Here is a 20,001-nt window from a genome sequence, read left to right on the forward strand (position 1 = left end):
CATTCTTTTTTCAAAAATTGAGGCCATGCAGCGTGGCATGACCTCTACTAATCGATCATAAGCGATAAAGCAGGCTTTTTATCAGCTCTATTTTACACCAAGCTGATTAACTGCCTATCCGCTGAATAAGCATTACTCTTTCAATCAAACAATTTTATCAAAAATCACCGGTAACAACAATATAATTTTACGAAATCTCTTCTTCTATTTGTAAGTACTTTGCTTTTGCCTGTGAGACTTCAGCACGTACAAATCTAAATAAGCAGAAAAATAAACCAGCATCTCCCAAATAAACATAGTTCCTACTGCTGTTGCTAAAACGTCGAGTGTCCGAAGAGACCCTACTTCATAAGATGCAATATCTCGAATAACAACTGCGTATAAAAAATCTCCTCCAACTACACCTAAAATGATCGCTGCGAATCTTTTTTCAGCATCTTTAATCACCATAAAGCAAATATATAAGATAAGTCCAGTCAAAATCCACTTACGATCAATAAAAATCCATACAGGATCATAGAGCTCAAGTAAACAAAAACCAGCATAGGCAATTATTATAATGCCGCATACAATAACATAATATAACTGCTGAAACCTGCTGTAGCCTGAAGCATAAACACACGCTACTCCCACTAAAAACAAAGCGGTGTAGCTACATGAAAACTGAGCCATATGCATGTTCATTCCGCTTAGGAGTATACTGATTAATATAATGGCTGCTACCTTCCAACGCCTAGGTGTTTTGGGCATAAGAAAAGTCGCAACAATCCATCCCATCCACGAAAGCCAATAAAAGAAAATTCCGTCCACTGAATATGGCACCTCCTCTACCTGTCATCAGTATGTATCAATTTGGTAAAACTTAATCGGAGTTTTAGAATAGAACCCTTTATTTTGGACAACCTATCAGAAAAAAGGAGGGAAACTAAAATGGGAAAAGATCGTCAAGAGAAAAAATTAAAAGAATCAAAACGAGTTGAATCTGACCGTGATCAAGGACTTCACTATCCGGGAGCAACTAGCTTGCAAAGTCCTGAAGAAGCGCGCGAGTTAAATGAGCACAAATAAAAAAATGCGCTGACTTAGTCAGCGCATTTTTTATTTTAAAACTGGATGTGAAACAGGATAGGAACGTTCTTTCTTTCCTGTAAACAAAAAGAGAACTCCTCCCACTAACAATAGTGCTCCTGACAAATAAAATCCGAATTCCATACTTCCAAGTTTATCTGCAAAATATCCGGTAATGTAAGGTGCAAAGATCGATGACAGCATGCCGCTGAAGTTAAAAAAACCGTACACTTTAGAGTACATGGACGATGGAGTAATATCCGCTATATACGAAATCAAAATCGGATCTAATGCTAATTTACCTATCAGACCGTACACAATTAAGCCGATTAATAGCCAAGAATAACTCTCTGTATAGGGAATAAAAAATTGACATAAAGCGCCCGCTACTGACAAACTCACAATTAATGCTTTTTTATTTGCAATTCGATCAGATATATATCCAAAGAAGATTGCTCCTGGAATAGACGCCCAAGGTACTAAAGATGCTATGATGCCTGTTTGAGACCCTTCTAAGCCTCGCGAGTGCTGTAAATAATACGGAAGCCACGTAAGCATCCCAAAAAATCCGTAAAGAGAGCAGAAGATTAAAATGTATACGAAAATATGATTTCTTGTAAATAATACTTTTAGCGACTGCTTTGTTTCTTTATTTGGCGCATTTTTTTCTTGATCCCTTTGCTTATCTTTTACAAAGAAAGCTATTAAAATAGCTATTACTATAGTCGGAATAGCAAATAAGTAAAAAGTAAACTGCCAGTCTTTTTCTAACGTATATGTAATGTATGTAGAACCGATAAAACCAAGTGATATACCAAAAGCCATTCCACTATTAATGAGCGCAGCCACTAAACCTCGGTATCGTTCGGACGTGATGCTTGAAGAAATTCCGTATTGTGAACCATAATACGTTCCTTCTCCAAGCCCTGTCAGCGCCCGCATGAGTAAGAACATACCGAAAGTAGTTGTAAGTCCTGTGAAAAATGTGGCAACTCCAAACAAGATGTATCCAGCTACTAAGATCTTAACGCGACCAAATCGATCTGCCAAAAAACCCGTTGGAATTTGCATAGCTGCATACGCTGCAAAAAACACGGTAGACATTAGTCCAAGTTCAGCTTTATTAAGATCCCACTGCGCACCGATATCTCCCATAACCGGAGATAAAATATTACGATCTGCATACATGAAAACCCAGCCTAAAAAGAAAAGAAAAATTGTAAATATAGGATGTCCCTTTTTCATTACGCCACCTCTTTTTTCTGATTTTTCTGTTCATTTAACTTATTATAAGGGGCTAACGTTTGGGATTTCATGCTTTTTGTCACTTCTTCTGCCAACATTTTTTGTTTTTCAAAATGGAAACGCGATCATTCATCTTCTAAAAAAATAAAAAAGCACGCAGTCAACTGCATGCTTTTTTATGATCTGTTATTAAATGTTTCTATAGATACATTTCGCTGAGTCAGCCAGCTATGGGTATCCCCTGTAATAACTAGAGGCATTTGCTGAAGCTTAGCAATAGAAGTTGCTCCTAACGCAGCCATGATGAACGTTAACTCCTCATGCAGCTCGGCTATCTCTTCTACAACTGCTTCTAAACCAGACTTCATTAAAATGGATAAAAAATATCCTGCCATTCCCGTTGCAGAAGCTCCTAGCGCAATAGACTTAGCAATATCCATAGAGGTTTGAATACCTCCTGAACCAATAATGGACATACCTTCTACGTGCTGAGATACTTCCGCTAAAGAAGCTGCTGTGGAAATTCCCCAATCATTAAAGAAGTGAAAATGTTTTGCTCGTCTTTCATTTTCGATTTTCGAAAAATTGGTACCGCCGTACCCACCAATATCAACGATTTCAACACCAACATCTTTAAGTTTTTGCACTGCTTGAGCGCTCATCCCAAAACCTACTTCTTTGACAATTACAGGAACGGTTACTTCTCGGACAATGCGTTCAATACGACGTAATGCATCGGTAAAATCACGATCTCCCTCTGGCATGACCAGTTCTTGTATAACATTTAAATGAATTTGAAGTCCATTTGCTTCAAGCATATCAACCGCTTTTTTAGCTTGTTCAACTGTAGCTTCACTGCCTAGGTTGGCAAAAATAATTCCGTTAGGGTTTTCTTGACGCACTACTCTGTATGATTGTTCTTCCTTTTCATCTTTAATCGCAGCCATCTGCGATCCAACGGCCATTGCTAACTGACCATGATGAGCAATTTGAGCAAACGAACGGTTAATCCGTTCCGTTTCTTGTCCGCCTCCACCCGTCATAGCATTTATAAAAATTGGCGAACTTAACAAAAGTTCGCCAATTTTTGTATCAATATGAACATCTTGCACGCCTGTATTTGGTAAGCTATTATGAACGAAGCGAATATCATCTAGCCCGTGCAGCCGATGCTGTCCAGTTTGAATCGCATGATGAATGTGATCAATTTTACGTTTTGCTCTGCTCACAAATCATCACCATTACTTATCTTAATTTTTTTAATTGATCCCCAATCATATCACCTAATTGGAAACCTTTTGACTCTTCTTGTAATTCATAGTCACCGTAATCTTCTTGTTCTTCTTCCTCAAGATCACGAATGCTTAACGAAACGCGTCGCTCTTGTTCATTCACATCAAGTACTTTCACCGTCACTTTTTCGCCTTCAGAAAGCACTTCATGCGGTGTCCCGATATGCTTATGGGAAATTTGAGAAATGTGTACAAGTCCTTCTACTCCAGGTAGAACTTCCACAAAAGCTCCAAAAGATACAAGTCTTTTAACGGTTCCATCTACTACATCACCTTGGCGAAGCTTCGTAGAAATGTTGGACCATGGACCTTCTAACGTATCTTTAATAGATAATGAAACACGCCCCGTTGATTTGTCAACAGACAATACTTTGACTTTCACAGCATCTCCCTCAGCTACTACGTCTGAAGGTTTTTCTACACGCGTGTGTGAAAGCTGAGAAATGTGCACTAACCCATCTACTCCACCTACATCTACAAACGCACCAAAGTCTGTTAAGCGCTGAACGGTTCCTTCTAAAACCTGACCTTCTTTTAATGACTCAAGAACATTTTCTTTTTGTTGTACAAGCTCTTCTTCTACAACTGCACGATGCGAAAGGATCACGCGATTTTTTTCTTTATCTAATTCCACTACTTTGACCGTAAGAGTTTGATCTTGATACTCTGCAAAATCATCAACGAAATGAGTTTCAACAAGAGAAGCTGGAATGAACCCTCTTACACCAATATCTACTACTAGTCCGCCTTTGACAATTTCTTTGACTACCGCTTCAAACACTTCACCTGAAGAAAGTTTTGCTTCTAAACCATCCCATGCTTTTTCAGCATCTACAGCCCTTTTAGATAGCACAAGCAAATCGTCTTCCACTTTAATTACTTTCGCTTCGACTTCGGCACCTTCTTGGATTACATCGCCTGCTTTTTCAATATGTAAGCTCGCTAATTCACTAATTGGAATAATACCGTCTAGTTTGCTGTTAGGTACATCTACATACACTTGCTTTTCTTCTACTTTTGTAATAGTACCTTTTACTGTTTCTCCTACTTCTAATGACGTTACCTCTACTTGATTCATATCTTCTGTCATCGTCTTTTCCTCCTCCAATATCCATCTACAATATGTATTCCCTTGTAAGAGTTCTTCACTCTTTTAGCTCATCATTATTGTATATAGCTCTGTATAGAAAAAACTCTCTTTGTTACTAACTTCTAATAAATAGAATCTTTTGTCAAGTCATAAGGTTACAAACTATTGATATTTTTCAATTAATTTACCAATGCTTTTCATAATAGCTTCGGTTACTTCGTCGGCTGATGCTTTTCGTTCGCGAAGCTCATCCATCTGAATTGGCGGTCCGTATACTACTTTTAACCTTGCAAAACGCTTATATGGACCAATAACAGCGCAAGGCACAACAGCTGCTTTTGAACGCAAAGCAAAAAAGCCTACTCCAGCCATCCCTTTTCCTAATTTCCCATCTTTACTTCTTGTTCCTTCGGGAAATAATCCAAGCACTTTTCCTTCTTTTAAAATCTTTAACCCTTGGCGCAAAGCTTCACGATCTGCCATCCCGCGCTTTACAGGGAATGTTTCTAACTTTGGCAGAACCGTCTTCAGAAAAGGTGCTTTAAACAGCTCTGCTTTTGCCATAAACGAAATAGGCCTTGGACATGTCACACCTACAGTAGGCGGATCTAAGTTGTCAATATGATTTGAACAAAGCAACACTCCGCCTTCTGAAGGGATATTTTCTGCACCGATTACTTCATAACGATAAACTGGTGTTAAAATGCCTTTTACAATGGCACGTGCAAACATATAAAAGCTCAAAATCATCCAATCCTTTCTTTTGTAATAGAAAGTATTTTTTCTACAACTCCTTCAATCGATAAGGAAGTTGTATCGATTTCAATTGCATCTTCAGCTTTTTTAAGAGGTGCTACTTCGCGCTCAGAATCCAGCTTGTCTCTGCGGGCAATTTCTTCTTTTAAACGCTCTAAATTTGATTCAAAACCTTTTTTTATGTTTTCGTCGTGGCGTCGCTGTGCTCTTTCATCCACAGACGCTAATAAAAAGATTTTAACTTCTGCGTGAGGTAGCACGTGTGTACCGATATCACGTCCATCCATTACAACGCCTCCATCTTTAGCAAGGCCCTGCTGTCTCGCTACCATCTCTTCACGAACTGCACGATGTTTCGCTACGATGGATACAGAGTTAGTTACTTCTGCGGAACGAATTTCACTTGTAACATTCTGTCCATTCAAGATGACTACCTGTCCAGATTCAGACGGTTTTAAATCGATTACTGTTTCGTTAAGCAAATGCAATAGCTCTTCTTCATTTTGCAAATCTACCTGGTTTTTCTGCGCTTGATACGTTAGAGCACGGTACATCGCTCCTGTATCAACATAAATATATGATAAGGTTTCTGCTATAATCTTTGCCACTGTACTTTTCCCAGCAGCTGCAGGACCGTCAATCGCGATTGAAATTTGTTTTTCCATAAGTGCCTCCCTTAATTTCAAAACAGGAACAAACCACTTTCATCTTTTATACAATGAGCCATTTTATATGAAGCGTTTATAAACGAAAAAAAGAGCAGGGGGTCTTCTCCTGCCTGGTGTTCACTGCATGTTTCTTTCCTAGTTATTCTACCATACGTCCGACTACTGGTCGAATGTTTCAATAATTTTATTAAAATTATTTTTGCTAACTCCCTCATACTGAATAACCTTTGAGAAATATGTACTGTGACTGCTAGATAGTAAAATACATTGGGCAATTATTAAAAACACAAATTGAATAACCACTAATTTAATTAAAATTCGTTCTATTCGATTCACCTTTTTTCTCCTTTTGTAAGAAGTAATACCTTTGCTTACAGTTTAGGAAAGAGAAGTTTTTTTTATACGCTAAAGAAGACCTTTTCTTCTTAGGTCGAGCTGACGCTTTAAGGTATAACGAATCATCATTTCTTTCGTTTGTTTTTCCATATTCATAAATTTAATAGATAGCTGACCTACTTTACAAGGAGTCGGGGCGGTAATTCGTACAACTTCCCCTTTTAATTCAAGATGCTGCAAAGCTCCCTCACGATTAGGAAGACTTAATCGTACAACAACCGAATCTTTCTCATTAAAAAGCAGCGAGTGATGGAAGGAGCCGGCTATTCCACCTGCACTGATGTTTTTAGTCATGATTTCCATTACATCCTGCTGTTCTTGTTCACTTTCTATCACCGCCTTCACTGTAAGCGGCACACGGAAAAAATTTCTTCTTTGGATGGATTTTAACTTTTTATCGCCCGGGTAAAAGAGCTTCACAACAGGCATGCCTTTTATTTCACGCCCTGTTACTTCAGTTGGAAAGGTATATACATTTTGATCATATCCAATAAACGTAGCAAGCAATTTTGTACCTTTTAGTAAAAAAGCACTTCGCTGCGTTTCTTCATTTAGCGGATAGCTAATATAAATCACGTCTTCCGTAAACTCAACTACTTTACATCGATATGTTTGTTGTAATGTAGACTCTCTGTGCCCGCTCTCTAACGTCAACCTCATTCCCGCTTTTATCATCTTCTCTCTCCTTCAGTTCCACTATATACACTTTTTCCCTTTATTTAAACATAGTCAAATATGTTTATTTTGTAAATATAAATTAGTTATTTAGACTCAATAAAATATTACAAAACACAAAAACCAGTGTCTATAGACACTGGTTTTTATCAACTTTACACTTCATTATATAAAGGTTCTGAGTTTTGCAGTTTTTCGACTTTTTCTTCAAAACCCGTATCGGCATTGATGAAAATACGATACGTATCATTTTTTATTGTCCCTAAAAACTCATAGCATAGCACTTCTTCGTTTAAATCATTCGTAATAATTGCCAAGCGTTCTTCCATCACTTTTACATTCGAGTTCAGCTTGGTTTTTGCCTGTTCTTTCGAAATTTTAGGTTTTGGAATATCTCTTGTACGATGTTTTAATAAGAAGTCTTTAGCTGAGAAACCAATCACAGATCCATCTTCTAAAGACATTTTCATTTTAACTGAATCCGGATAAATCCGAACTCCACTTTCCGTTTGCTCTACGAATGTAAAGACTCCCATATTATCATATTGAGCGCTTTCAGCCATCACTAGGCTTTCAAAACGATGATCTTTTAAAAACTTAGTCGCTTTGTTCATAGCATCGTTTAAACTAATATTTTGTTTTTTAATATCTCGATCTTCGAGCACCCAAAGCGGATATCCACCTTTTTGTGTAATATCCATATACGTCTCTTGTTTAGTCTTTGGATCTGTAATGGTTAAGCTGTACACCTCATAATCGGCATCTTTTCCGCTCTTTACAATATGAATTTGTTCATTTCCTTTTAAATTCAAAAACGAACGCGCCACTTGTTTTGCAACATCTTCACTAACTTCTCTACCTTTTAATTGATGAAAAGCGTTTTTTTCCTGCTCATTCGTTGCATTCATAACGCCTAAATCTGTTTCGGCAAAAGAATCCATACTTTTTTCAACGGTTTTTAATCCGTCAATAATCGTATTGTCCCCTTGCTTTTCTTTTGTGGCTAAGGCTAGCTCAACATCCATCCAGCGCAAGTTATTATCAATGACTAGATGCTGTACTTGGCGCATTTCATTTTGAATTTCGCCTGACTGATCATAAAGCGAATTTAACGTTTTATACTCTTTATCTGTTAGGGGGGATTTGCTTAAATCCCTTACCGCCACTTTATACGTAAAGTCACCAACATCTGAAAGAAACTCTTCTGTTTTATTGAACGGTAAAAGCGATAAAGGCAGCTGTCCTACATTGTTATGAGCTTCAGAAGTTAAACGCCATACTTCTGCAAGCGCGGGCGAAAGCTGATCTCTCGAACTCATGGCGAGCGTGCCACCAATTTTATCATTTAATAAATCTAGCTGATATGACAAATCATGAAATGCTCGTTGATACGTATTCTCCGCTTGAAGCAGCACAGCATCTTTTTCTTGATGTTCGCTGTACCCCCAATACCCTACACCTACAACACCAATAGCTAATAATACAATTAAAATTGTTCGAATCATGTTTCCTTCACCTCTCTTTATCGACAGAAAATGTGTTTCCCGATTTGCTTAATTTGAGGACGTGACCAAATCCATGCGCTTGTTGCTGTATCCGGATTAAAGTAATAAATAGCATTCCCAGTAGGATCCCATCCGTTAATCGCATCCATAACCGCTTTTTTAGATGTTGGATTGGGTTCAAGCCAAATTTGCCCATCTGCTACGGCAGTAAATGCACGCGGTTCAAAAATAACTCCAGCGACTGTATTTGGAAATGACGGACTGTTAACTCGGTTCAAAATAACGGCCGCTACGGCTACTTGGCCATTATATGGTTCACCCCGTGCTTCACCATGCACGGCATTTGCCATGAGCTGAATATCGTTTTGTGAAAAACCGCTTGGTACATTCACCGCTGTTGGCTTTTGTGCTTTTTCTTTCTGTTGTTCAGAATTTCCTTTAGACGTATTACGCTGCGGCTGACTGGCAGGTTTTTTTGCTTGAGAAGATCCGCTTTGTGCTTTTTGCTGACCATTGTTCACCCTGCTTTTCCCACTGCTACCGCTTCCTTTAGACTGTTGATCAAGAGGCTGACCGCCATAGTGCGTAAACTTATTCCCTTTTCTAATTTGATTTTTCACATAGTTTTCGTGATATTTTGTTGCGTTGGCTAATTTAATCTTTGTTTGCCAGCCTGCTAAACCGTCAATCTTTTTAATGCCAAATTCATATTGAAAATTGCGCAGTGCCCAGTATGTGCTCCATCCAAATACACCGTCAATTTTCCCATTATAATAACCTAAATACTGAAGTCTCGACTGCAGCTCAATAACGTCATCTCCAACTGCTCCGTGTTGAATGACTTGATTTGAAAACGCGTGAGCGGCCTTTGGACTCACAACGGATGCTGCAATAAATGAACATATGCATATGAGACATGCATACTTTTTAAAACATCGAAATGATAACATGACAAAACCTCCTACATCGTATGTAACTGATAAGATGATAGGAGTATTTTTTGTAAAGGTTGTTTTTTTATACAAGATGCGCAAAATTTACCGAAATGAAAAAAACTCAGCTCGTAAATCTCTCAAAAAAGATTTACAAGCTGAGCCTAGACAATCGATGGCTGTTTGGCCTTTTTTACTTTTCTTAACGCCAGCCACCATAAATAAATCATAAATGGAATAATAATAAATACCCAATGATCCATTGTTTTTAAAATATAATCATATGTTCCATGTAAAATGAGCGGCGCAAATACGGAGTACAGCGTCCACTTCGTTTTTTCCTTTCCTTCAGAAAACTTTGCTTTCCCTAAATAATACCCCATAATGACGCCGAATAAAGCATGACTAGATACGGGTAAAAAGGCTCTTCCTAGCGCTGATTCTAAACCATTTGCAAATAAATATAAAATATTTTCAACGGTAGCAAAACCTAATGAAACAGCTGCCCCGTAAACAATTCCATCATAATGCTCATCAAATTCCACATGCTGATAAATCGTGAAATATAAAATGAACCATTTGAAAAATTCTTCTAAAAAGCTTGTCGTAAAAAATGCTTGAAGAAAAGGTGATTGAAAAACGTGTTCTTCACCAAATACATATTGAATAAACATAATTGGCAAAACAAGCATTGCTCCAAAAATAAATGTTTTTAATACCATTGAAATAGGCTCAGTTTCATATTCATCTTTCAAATAAAAAAAACTTAACAATGCCAATCCTGGCGCAATGCCTGCAGATACAATCGCCAACATAAATAGCGCCTCATCTCCTCTATTTTTTTTAATAGTAACATGTTATCTTTAGGATGAAAATCTCCGTCTATAATGTCCTTATCTTTATATGTAAATGCTCACATAACTTGCTGTCGATTTACAAAGCCTAACAAAGACCTTAAACAAGTATACCAAAAAATGTATCATACTTATATGAAAAATTGAAAGGAGCTCTCTATGAAAACTGTTTATATTCTTCACACCGGCGGCACAATCTCTATGAAAGAAGACATGGCAACTGGATCGGTAACACCAGATATTCAAAATCCGCTCCACCGCTCAACATCATCTGTTTCAGGTATGGCCAATGTAATCGTAGAAGAAGCATTTCATCTGCCTTCTCCTCACATTACTCCTAAGGAAATGCTTATACTTTCAAGAAAAATACGCGATAAAATTAATGAAGGCAAAATTGATGCAGTCGTGTTAACCCACGGTACGGACACGCTGGAAGAAACCGCTTATTTTTTAGATTTAACAGTGCATACAGATATTCCAATTGTCTTAACTGGAGCCATGAGATCAAGCAATGAAATTGGTTCAGACGGTCCTTATAATTTTATATCTGCGGTTCGGGTGGCTATTAGTGACGGTGCAAAGGGAAAAGGTGTCTTAGTTGTGATGAACGATGAAATTCATACCGCTGAAAATGTGACCAAGACCCACACAAGCAACGTGGCGACATTTCAAAGCCCTCAGTACGGGCCAATAGGATTAATCACAAAACGCGGCGTATCTTTTCACCACATGCCTACAGAACATGAATTTTATCCTGTCAATCAGATAGATAAACAAATCACTTTATTAAAAGCTTATGCAGGAATGGATGACCATTTATTTCGAGCAGTGGCTTCAATGAATGTTGATGGACTTGTAATTGAAGCCCTCGGTCAAGGAAATCTACCTCCTCTCACAATTCCAGGCATTCAATTGCTTTTGGAGCGAAAGATACCCATCGTGCTCGTTTCTCGCTGTTTTAATGGAATTGCCCAAGATGTATATGGATATGAAGGCGGTGGCAAGCAGTTGAAAGAGATGGGCGTTATTTTTTCAAATGGCTTAAATGGTCCTAAAGCACGCATTAAACTGTTAGTTGCTCTCCAAGTAACAACGAATCATGATGAGCTGCAGCAGCTATTTAATCATTAGTAAAACAACGCATAGAAGCCTATGCGTTGTTTTTGTTGATAATATGAGAAGCAATTGATTTTCCATGAAAACGTCCATTTTCGATAAAAATCTCATTAGCATTGTTTCCTGCAGCAATCACACCAGCGATATAAATTCCTTCCACGTTTGTTTCCATCGTCTCTTCGTTAAAAGAAGGGCGGCCTGTTTCATCATCTAATTCCACACCCATTTTTGTTAAGAACGAATGATCAGGGTGATAGCCAGTCATGGCAAAAACGAAATCGTTATTAATCGTAGATTCTTTCCCTTCCTGCTCATATGTTACCGTTTCATCCGTTATCTTTGTTACATGAGCATTAAAATGCATCCCAATTGTTCCATTTCGAACCAGCGCCTCAAATTCAGGCAATATCCAAGGTTTTACGCTAGGTGAGTAATCTGAGCCACGATAAATAACCGTCACCCTTGCATCACACTTCACCAATTCCAGAGCTGCATCGACGCTAGAGTTTTTTCCGCCTATAACGACTACATCTTTATCAAAGTACGGATGCGCTTCTTTAAAATAATGAAATACCTTTGATAAATCTTCACCAGGCACATTCATATAATTAGGATGATCGTAATAGCCCGTAGCTATAATGACATTCTCCGCTTCATATGTCTCTTTAGATGTTGTGACAATAAATTGGTTTTCCGCTTGTTTGTCTACTTGCAAGACACGTTCAAACGGCTGAATTCGAACTTGCTTGCGCTTCACCACTTCTCGGTAGTAAGCAAGAGCTTGGTTGCGCACAGGCTTACGATTTTCGGTAATAAAAGGGACATCCCCAATTTCTAGTTTTTCACTCGAACTAAAAAACGTTTGGTGGGTAGGATAGTTATAAATTGCATTCACAATGTTCCCTTTTTCAATTACAAGGGCATCAATACCTGTATGTTGAAGCTCAATAGCTGCTGAAAGGCCGCATGGTCCTCCGCCAACAATAATTACTTTTTCTTTCTTCATGCCTGTCACTCCTTCAGTTGTAAACGCACCTTTTTTTTATTTTAACGCAGTGTAAAACAAAAAAATCTCCTCATTAATGATAGGAGATTTTTTCTATTTACGCAATTGTTCTGCTGTTCTGTTTTTAAATCCAGCCTCTGAAACGAGAGCCTTCTGCCATTTTTCTTACGCCTATCATATAAGCAGCTAGACGCATGTCGACTTTTCGAGTTGTAGAGGTTTCGTAGATGTTATTAAATGATTTAACCATTACTTTTTCAAGTTTTTCTTCTACTTCTTCTTCCGTCCAATAATAACCTTGGTTATTTTGCACCCATTCAAAATAAGAGACTGTTACACCTCCGGCACTTGCCAAAACGTCTGGAACTAATAAAATTCCTCTCTCTGACAAAATGCGCGTTGCTTCAAGAGTTGTTGGTCCATTTGCTGCTTCTACTACAATACTCGCTTGAATGTTATGGGCGTTTTCTTCTGTAATTTGATTTTCAATCGCAGCTGGAACTAGGATGTCACAGTCAAGTTCAAGTAGCTCTTTGTTGCTGATTGTATTATTGAATAATTTCGTTACTGTACCAAAGCTATCGCGTCGATCTAATAAATAATCAATGTCTAAACCGTTAGGGTCATGCAGCGCTCCGTACGCATCGGATATCCCTACAATTTTAGCGCCAGCGTCGTGCATGAACTTAGCTAAAAAGCTTCCTGCATTTCCAAACCCTTGTACTACTACCCGTGCACCTTGTAATTCAATGCCTCGTTTTTTCGCTGCTTCACGAATACAGATAGTTACTCCTTTTGCAGTCGCTGTTTCACGGCCGTGCGAACCACCTAAGACAAGGGGCTTTCCAGTAATAAAGCCCGGTGAGTTAAATTCATCAATCCGGCTGTATTCATCCATCATCCAAGCCATAATTTGTGAATTTGTAAACACATCCGGCGCTGGAATATCCTTTGTTGGTCCAACAATTTGGCTAATCGCACGAACATATCCGCGGCTTAAACGCTCTAATTCTCCAAAAGACATATTTCGAGGATCACAAACAATTCCACCTTTTCCTCCACCGTAAGGAAGGTCAACGATTCCACATTTTAAACTCATCCATATAGATAGAGCTTTTACTTCTTTTTCAGTTACGTTTGGGTGAAAACGAATTCCGCCTTTCGTAGGACCAACTGCATCGTTATGCTGCGCTCGGTGACCTGTAAAAATCTTAACTGATCCGTCATCCATACGAACAGGAATTTTTACTGTCATCATTCGTAATGGCTCTTTTAATAGTTCATACACTTCATCAGGATAGCCTAGTTTTTCTAACGCTTTATGTATCACTGTTTGTGTAGATTTTAAAACATCATGCTTCTCTTCTTGACTATTTTTACTGTCTTGCATCTTGTCGGCTACCATCTGTAAACCTCCTAAAATGTATCGAAAATTATTCGTTTTTAATTGAATGGTGCTTCTTTCATGACATAGTATACACCCTTAGTTTTACATTGCAAAGGAAAATATCGAACTTTTAGTATTTTTTGTGTTCTTCTAAGAAAACGCTTCCATTAACTTTACAAGGTATGCTACAATGTTTTAAGTCTGCCTCTTTTCTAGTATGCTTTAATCGTCTAAAAAAAATAAAAAACACCCGGTGATAAAGAGCACTTTCAACAACTTTGTACAAGCTGAAAGTGCAGCCACTCTTATTTTAATAAAAGTGCTTTATCCTTCACGGGTGTAATTATTTCAATTAAACAGTTAAGAAAAGACAGAGTTAATATACTCCAAAGCTCTCTTTTCTACTAACATTTTTCCATATTCATTTACGCGGTGCTTTGTAATTGTAGAGGGATTTCCATACTCCGCCAAAACCGCAATCATATTCCCCACTTCAGCCGGTGACAGCATTTGATAATCCAACAGCACGTAAAAACGTTTTTCAAATGAATAGAGCACGCTATCCGTATCGTAAAAGTTTGACATGCGTTTGGTCAGCTGAATGACATCTTCAAATGAATCAAACTCAAAAAACATGTCTTCGCTTTCATCTAGCATGACCTGCATTTCAATGAAGTCTTCGAACTCGTCTTCATCTAACTCACCGTAGCTGGTTTCTTCTTCATACTGCTTTGTCACAAATACAACCATTCCCTGTGCTTGAAGTGAAAAAACTTCTACCGAAAGAGAATTTGTAGGTTCAAAGTTCAGTTCTTGAGAAGCTTGCTCTATCATCTCACGAAAGAGCTGCTTTACTTTGAATGTATCTGTCCATAGATCTTCTTTTGTTAACCCTCTTTCTTTTAAATCATCGTAGGTCAAAAAAACTTTTAGCTTATTATAGTTTAATCGTTCAAGCCTCATTAGCGTCCCTCCCCGCTTGCACTCATAACCACATGGTTCGATAATGCAGTATATGTATTTTTTGGAAAACGGTTCGTGATGTTTACTTACGAGTTTACAGGTTTATGATAGGAAAGACAAGCTATTCTCAATCAATTTCTGCTAATTTTTTTGTTAGCCAGCTGTTCCACTCTTCTTTTGTATTTCCTAAAATAAACGGCTGGGCCTCGCCTTTTCTTTTGCTATCTAAACCATCAAACACATAACCGCCTAATCCTACTTTGAGATGCGGGAATTTCTTTATCATTTGGTTCGTCAAATTTAGTGTTTTCTCGGCATTTTCCATCATTGTGCATGACATAAATAAAAACGTTGGGTCTACTTCTTTAACAATTAACTCAACATCTTTATCTTCAATGCTGCTTCCTAAATAAATAACCTCAAACCCTTTACGGCGTAAAAATAGCGTAAAGATTAGGAGTCCCACTTCATGTGTCTCGTTAGGACCGCATACAGCAATCGCTTTAGGCAATAAGCCATTTGAAGGCAGCGAATAAAAAATCATGCTGATACGCGTTTTTAATAATTGAGTCGTATAATGCTCATGAGCACTTGTAATTTGCCCTTTTTCCCACATATCTCCAACCGTCACGAGTAGAGAACCCAAAATATCAATAACCACTTTTTCTACCGAATACAGGCTAAAAGCATGATTAATTAAATCCTGTGCTTTTCCTTCTTCAAAAGATAAAAGCATCGTTAACAGCTCATCCCTAATTTTTTGAGGGGAATCTACTTCTCCTTCTTCTTCAAACGTTCCTACTGTACTACTTTCCGTTTCTAATAACGAAACCGCTTGACTTATCGTAAAACCTCCGCTCACTTTTTCCGTGAGCCATTTTAATTTCCTCAAATCTTCCTCTGTATATAACCGATGCCCCGAATCGTTGCGGACAGGATTTAAAATTTGATAACGTCGTTCCCATGCACGCAAAGTTCCCGGCTGGATTCCGACCATATTTGAGATGGCTTTAATATTATACTTCCCTTCGTGAGCCATACGTAACCTCCAACTACTCTTCGTGAACTGTATCTATTAATTGAATTATAGGATAAGTTATCCTGTGTGTAAAATTTGTATATGCTATGTAAAGATTTTGTTCAAGGCTATTCTTTCCTTTTTAAAGTGATATAATGCGTTTGGGCTCTAGCTTGTAAACGGAGAGGCAATGAGGTTGTACCATATCCGTTACTGACAAAAAGAGGAATCTTTCGTTTTTCTTTCAGCCCTCCTAATTCATACATACCAAAATTAAATAAGCGTATCTGTCCCCCGTGTGTATGTCCGCTCAAAATTAAATCTACTTTTGATTCTTCATCTACATAATAGATAACATCAGGATTGTGGCTTAGAAGAATGGTAAGCTGTTCAGGTTCAATGGAAGAAACAGCTCTCTTTAGATTTATCTGACCTTCTGATAAATCATCTACCCCCGCAAAATGGCATGTAGTACCATATTTAGAAATGGCAAAGACATGCTCGTTTTTAAGGGCAATAACTCCTTCATCTTTAAGCATCTGCTTCAATTGCATTTGACTTACTTCGTAATCATTATTTCCCCACACAAAATAGACGGGTCCTAGCGTTTTAAGCTTTTGAATATTTTGACGAGCCCGCAATAAAGGGACTCCTCCTTCTAATAAATCACCGCCTATGATCACAAAATCTACTTCGCCCGGTATTTTTTCCAACAGCTTCGACGAAACTGTTCGCTTATGTATATCCGATATAAAAAACAGGCGCAAAGGCTGCTGATTTTCAGGAAATCTTGATAAATGAATCGTTTTTTCTTCGACATATGTACGATGGGCTTCTGAAAACATAAAAATCAGCAAGCCTATGCCTAACGCTAAAACAATTAAAAGAATAACCATATATTCTCCTTCTTTTCATTTTATACCCGGTGTGTTTCTGTTAAAGAAGAAAGGGCATAAATTATCGCAATTGTTAACAAACCTACTACTTGATAAAGCGCAATTGCACTTAACGATAAAATTCCTATCACACATAGACATGAAACAAGGTATTCATGCCATTTTACCTTATAGCCTTTTAGAAGCAACCGACTTTGCAGAAACACTTTACGAACTGCCGCCGACAGACAAAAAAGAGCCGTGAAAAACAAGATTATAACACTAAACACATCTAACGGATGTAAAATCATTTGAATAAGTAAATAGGTTAACGAAGCTTTTGAGCCTACAGCCGTTAAACTGCTGATATAATAACTGCATAACCACGCAGCCAGCAAGTTAAACCAATCCCTCACAAAAAAACCCCCTTCACTAAACTTCTATGTAAAAAGAGGCTTTTTCATGCGATTCTATTTGTTTTCATGATATAAATTAATTCCATAGGTTGACTGCATCCAGCGGAACGTTTCTTTTCGGTGCTCCCATGTTTCAGGCGTCGCCCATAACTCTTTGCTTCTTTTAATAATCTCACAGCGCAAATCTTGAAAAGTCTTTTCTGCTTTCTCGCTTTTTTTCCGCAGCTGTACAGTATAAAAGTAAAGTGAGACGGTAAGCAATAGAAACATCAAATGCCCCATGTTGCCTAACAAAAATGAAAAAAATTCGCTAAACGTCGTAAAAAAACCGCTTTGAAATATGAAAAAAAAGTAGCTAATAACAGCCGTTACACTGGCTAAAAACAAAAGCTTCCATTTTTTCTCTTTAGCTTTCAGCTTATTGACTGTCTCTTTTCTTTTAATAACGCTCGCTAATATATATTGAAGTGTTTCATCGCTTTCAAAGTCTATCACTTTGTTTTCCATCATTCCACCCCCTCGTATGCTAGTACAACATATGAGGGAACATAAAAGATTATGTGGGTAGCACTGAAAATAATGGCTGTTTCCTTAACCTTTACTGCATTAGTTCTTCTGGCTGTGCAGATTCCCCTTTTGATTTTCGTATCTGCAGGCCTAATAAAAAATCAATGAGAAAATGAGTAAAAATCGTGACATACAAATTTTCAGTCCACCAAAAAAGTAACCCTATTAAAAAGCTTAAAAACACAACCGAAATAAAAAGAAACCACTTTTTTAAATATCGAATGTGAACGAGTGCAAATACGATACTCGCCCAAAAAAGGCCAAACTGAACTTGTATAACCCCTCGAAATAGTATTTCTTCTGAACATGCAACGATTAGGCAAATAAGAACCAGATGAGGAACAGAACGATTAGCAAATAAACGTTCATTGATCCCTCCGTCATCGTATAAATGCTCAGGTACGCATTTCATTAGAAGTATATCTCCTCCTACTACCAAGAGAGCTGTCCCTCCCCCGTACAATAAAATAGAAGACCAATCCAGCTGAAAAAACTGCAAAAAGAAATTCCACGAATCGAATGTAAAAAAACCGATGCCTAAAGCAATGAAGCAGATGAGCAGCTGTGTTACATATAAATTTTTAACTAGCTCTGCATCTGTCATGGATGAAATAAGCTCTTGCTGTGATTTTGCCATTATATCTCTCCTTGACGAAGCAAACGAGCTAATTCTAATTCCCAGCCTTGAAATGTCCATTGCTCCTGCTCACCATTTGTTTTTTTATAGTTTTCTAAATCCAAGCCGCAGCAATCGCAACAATTCTCAAGCTCTGATTTTCCCGTTTCATCGAAATAGCCAAGCAGCACGTGACGACGGCATTCTTTTGTCTCAATAAACCCCTTCATCGCACGATACTTGTCATGTTTGTTTCGAAGACGTTTATTTACAGCTGTAACAATCGTTTCATGCAGCGATTCAGGAATTTTCCAGGGTTCAACATGTTCATTTTCCACTGCATTTTCTCTGTACAAATAATAACGAATAAATCGCCAATGTGTTTCTTGAACACCCACTGTATAAAGAAAGTGAGACTCTACTTGTTTTAAAGGAATGGCCTGATCATGGTTTCGTAAATACGACAAGCAGTATAAGATGGTATCTGAAGAAGGAAGCTCAATTTCAAGTAAAGAATGAGCAAAATCATCGTCTCCTTCAGCATAAAGCAAGATCGCAATACTGTTTCGCTGATCGCGTCCACTTCTTCCAATTTCCTGTACATATGCTTCTAGCTGCGTAGGTGTATGAAAATGAATAACAAAGCGAACATTCGATTTGTTAACCCCCATTCCAAATGCACTTGTGCAGCAAATGATATCAAGCTGATTTTCTAAAAATTGCTGTTGAACAAGCATTCTTTCATTCGGTTCCATTCCCCCATGGTAATACTGCACTCGCTGTATCCCATTTTCCTTTAGAAGCTGTGTTAATGCTTCTGTCCAAGATCGGCTGGAACAATAGATAATTCCCGGACCTTGCAGTTCACTAACGTACATCAGTAACTTCTCTTTTTTTTCTTCAATACTTGCAACAAAATCAACTTTCATCGCAATATTACTTCGATTCATGGAATAGATGTGCTCGTTGACAGCAGGAAGCGATAAGTAGCGCTTAATATCTTCCACTACTTCCCTAGTCGCAGTTCCCGTTAATGCCAGACATAGCGGACTGCCAAGTTCCTTCCATATATCTCCTAGCTGTAGATAATCTAAACGAAAATCATGTCCCCACTGAGAAATACAGTGCGCCTCGTCCACAACGAAAAGGCCTACCTTTGCCTGCTTTAATGCTTCTACTACAACAGCATTTTGCAAAATTTCAGGAGATGCATAAATAAAACGATAAAAAGCTAAATTTTTTAGCGCTCGTTGTTTTTCTTCTTGTTGTAGGAAACTATTTAAGGCAATAACTCGCTTTTCTCCGCTTGCCTTTAGTTGTTGAACTTGATCTTCCATCAGTGAAATTAAAGGAGATACAATCAGCACCGGTCGGTTCAACAAATAAGCTGGGAGCTGATAGCACAATGATTTTCCTGTTCCTGTAGGAAGAACCGCTAACACATTATGACCCGTTAAAATATCTTGAATAATCTCTTTTTGTCCTAGTCGAAATTGGCTATAGCCAAATTGTTTCTGTAGAAGTTGTTCTATCTTCACATCAAACACCACTTTTTT

At 38.0% G+C, this 20,001-nt stretch carries 22 protein-coding genes; 2 read left to right on the forward strand and 20 right to left on the reverse strand.

Going from position 1 to position 20,001, the window contains the following annotated elements; translation table 11 throughout:
* Positions 1-204: 204 nt before the first annotated feature.
* Positions 205-810, reverse strand: a complete 606-nt coding sequence (locus MKY06_RS22130) for a YphA family membrane protein (RefSeq protein ID WP_013059023.1) — start codon at positions 808-810, stop codon at positions 205-207.
* 120 nt (positions 811-930) lie between these two features.
* Here MKY06_RS22130 and MKY06_RS22135 point away from each other — a divergent pair, with 120 nt between their 5' ends.
* On the forward strand, positions 931-1,068 hold the full coding sequence (locus tag MKY06_RS22135; protein ID WP_013059024.1) for a YpzI family protein: 138 nt from the start codon (positions 931-933) through the stop codon (positions 1,066-1,068).
* A 30-nt stretch (positions 1,069-1,098) separates the two neighbouring features.
* On the opposite strand, the gene MKY06_RS22140 is transcribed toward MKY06_RS22135, so the two are convergent.
* From MKY06_RS22140 to prsW, 10 genes are all read right to left on the reverse strand, one after another.
* On the reverse strand, positions 1,099-2,313 hold the full coding sequence (locus MKY06_RS22140) for an MFS transporter (protein WP_098476280.1): 1,215 nt from the start codon (positions 2,311-2,313) through the stop codon (positions 1,099-1,101).
* Positions 2,314-2,489: 176 nt separating this feature from the next.
* Positions 2,490-3,542, reverse strand: a complete 1,053-nt coding sequence (fni, locus tag MKY06_RS22145; RefSeq protein ID WP_013059026.1) for a type 2 isopentenyl-diphosphate Delta-isomerase — start codon at positions 3,540-3,542, stop codon at positions 2,490-2,492.
* A gap of 16 nt (positions 3,543-3,558) precedes the next feature.
* A complete protein-coding gene (gene rpsA / locus MKY06_RS22150) occupies positions 3,559-4,695 on the reverse strand; it encodes a 30S ribosomal protein S1 (RefSeq protein WP_013059027.1) in 1,137 nt (378 codons plus the stop codon).
* A gap of 162 nt (positions 4,696-4,857) precedes the next feature.
* Positions 4,858-5,445, reverse strand: coding sequence for a lysophospholipid acyltransferase family protein (locus MKY06_RS22155; protein ID WP_013059028.1), 588 nt, complete (start codon positions 5,443-5,445; stop codon positions 4,858-4,860).
* Positions 5,442-6,116, reverse strand: a complete 675-nt coding sequence (gene cmk, locus MKY06_RS22160) for a (d)CMP kinase (protein ID WP_013059029.1) — start codon at positions 6,114-6,116, stop codon at positions 5,442-5,444. The genes MKY06_RS22155 and cmk overlap by 4 nt, the downstream gene beginning before the upstream one ends.
* Positions 6,117-6,278: 162 nt before the next feature.
* Positions 6,279-6,455, reverse strand: coding sequence for a YpfB family protein (locus tag MKY06_RS22165; RefSeq protein WP_013059030.1), 177 nt, complete (start codon positions 6,453-6,455; stop codon positions 6,279-6,281).
* Positions 6,456-6,524: 69 nt separating this feature from the next.
* Complete coding sequence (locus MKY06_RS22170) at positions 6,525-7,190, reverse strand: flagellar brake protein (RefSeq protein ID WP_053487718.1); 666 nt, start codon at positions 7,188-7,190, stop codon at positions 6,525-6,527.
* 155 nt (positions 7,191-7,345) lie between these two features.
* Entirely contained in the window at positions 7,346-8,695 is a 1,350-nt protein-coding gene (gene ypeB, locus MKY06_RS22175) for a germination protein YpeB (protein WP_029320395.1), read from the reverse strand.
* Positions 8,696-8,712: 17 nt separating this feature from the next.
* The gene (sleB, locus tag MKY06_RS22180) at positions 8,713-9,645 is read right to left on the reverse strand and encodes a spore cortex-lytic enzyme (protein ID WP_013059033.1); all 933 of its coding nucleotides are present in this window, start codon (positions 9,643-9,645) and stop codon (positions 8,713-8,715) included.
* Between the two features lie 146 nt (positions 9,646-9,791).
* On the reverse strand, positions 9,792-10,442 hold the full coding sequence (gene prsW / locus MKY06_RS22185; protein ID WP_013059034.1) for a glutamic-type intramembrane protease PrsW: 651 nt from the start codon (positions 10,440-10,442) through the stop codon (positions 9,792-9,794).
* 198 nt (positions 10,443-10,640) lie between these two features.
* Here prsW and MKY06_RS22190 point away from each other — a divergent pair, with 198 nt between their 5' ends.
* A complete protein-coding gene (locus tag MKY06_RS22190) occupies positions 10,641-11,612 on the forward strand; it encodes an asparaginase (protein WP_029320392.1) in 972 nt (323 codons plus the stop codon).
* Positions 11,613-11,631: 19 nt separating this feature from the next.
* Here the strand turns inward: MKY06_RS22190 and MKY06_RS22195 are convergent, their stop codons facing one another.
* The 9 genes from MKY06_RS22195 to MKY06_RS22235 form a co-directional block, all read right to left on the reverse strand.
* Positions 11,632-12,603 (reverse strand): YpdA family putative bacillithiol disulfide reductase, encoded by a 972-nt coding sequence (locus MKY06_RS22195; RefSeq protein ID WP_057273987.1) that lies wholly within the window; start codon positions 12,601-12,603, stop codon positions 11,632-11,634.
* Between the two features lie 124 nt (positions 12,604-12,727).
* The gene (locus tag MKY06_RS22200; RefSeq protein WP_370506064.1) at positions 12,728-13,993 is read right to left on the reverse strand and encodes a Glu/Leu/Phe/Val family dehydrogenase; all 1,266 of its coding nucleotides are present in this window, start codon (positions 13,991-13,993) and stop codon (positions 12,728-12,730) included.
* A gap of 357 nt (positions 13,994-14,350) precedes the next feature.
* A complete protein-coding gene (locus tag MKY06_RS22205) occupies positions 14,351-14,953 on the reverse strand; it encodes a genetic competence negative regulator (RefSeq protein ID WP_098288278.1) in 603 nt (200 codons plus the stop codon).
* 127 nt (positions 14,954-15,080) lie between these two features.
* Positions 15,081-15,992, reverse strand: a complete 912-nt coding sequence (locus MKY06_RS22210; RefSeq protein ID WP_098288279.1) for a MerR family transcriptional regulator — start codon at positions 15,990-15,992, stop codon at positions 15,081-15,083.
* A gap of 107 nt (positions 15,993-16,099) precedes the next feature.
* The gene (locus MKY06_RS22215; protein ID WP_055992947.1) at positions 16,100-16,867 is read right to left on the reverse strand and encodes a metallophosphoesterase; all 768 of its coding nucleotides are present in this window, start codon (positions 16,865-16,867) and stop codon (positions 16,100-16,102) included.
* 20 nt (positions 16,868-16,887) lie between these two features.
* Entirely contained in the window at positions 16,888-17,262 is a 375-nt protein-coding gene (locus MKY06_RS22220) for a hypothetical protein (RefSeq protein WP_013059041.1), read from the reverse strand.
* Positions 17,263-17,316: 54 nt separating this feature from the next.
* Entirely contained in the window at positions 17,317-17,769 is a 453-nt protein-coding gene (locus tag MKY06_RS22225) for a DUF2663 family protein (RefSeq protein ID WP_029320381.1), read from the reverse strand.
* A gap of 91 nt (positions 17,770-17,860) precedes the next feature.
* On the reverse strand, positions 17,861-18,466 hold the full coding sequence (locus MKY06_RS22230; protein WP_098279062.1) for a CPBP family intramembrane glutamic endopeptidase: 606 nt from the start codon (positions 18,464-18,466) through the stop codon (positions 17,861-17,863).
* A complete protein-coding gene (locus tag MKY06_RS22235; RefSeq protein ID WP_098279061.1) occupies positions 18,466-19,983 on the reverse strand; it encodes a RecQ family ATP-dependent DNA helicase in 1,518 nt (505 codons plus the stop codon). The genes MKY06_RS22230 and MKY06_RS22235 overlap by 1 nt, the downstream gene beginning before the upstream one ends.
* Between the last annotated feature and the right edge of the window lie 18 nt (positions 19,984-20,001).

The organism is Priestia sp. FSL P4-0332, assembly GCF_038005845.1.
Lineage (GTDB): Bacteria > Bacillota > Bacilli > Bacillales > Bacillaceae_H > Priestia.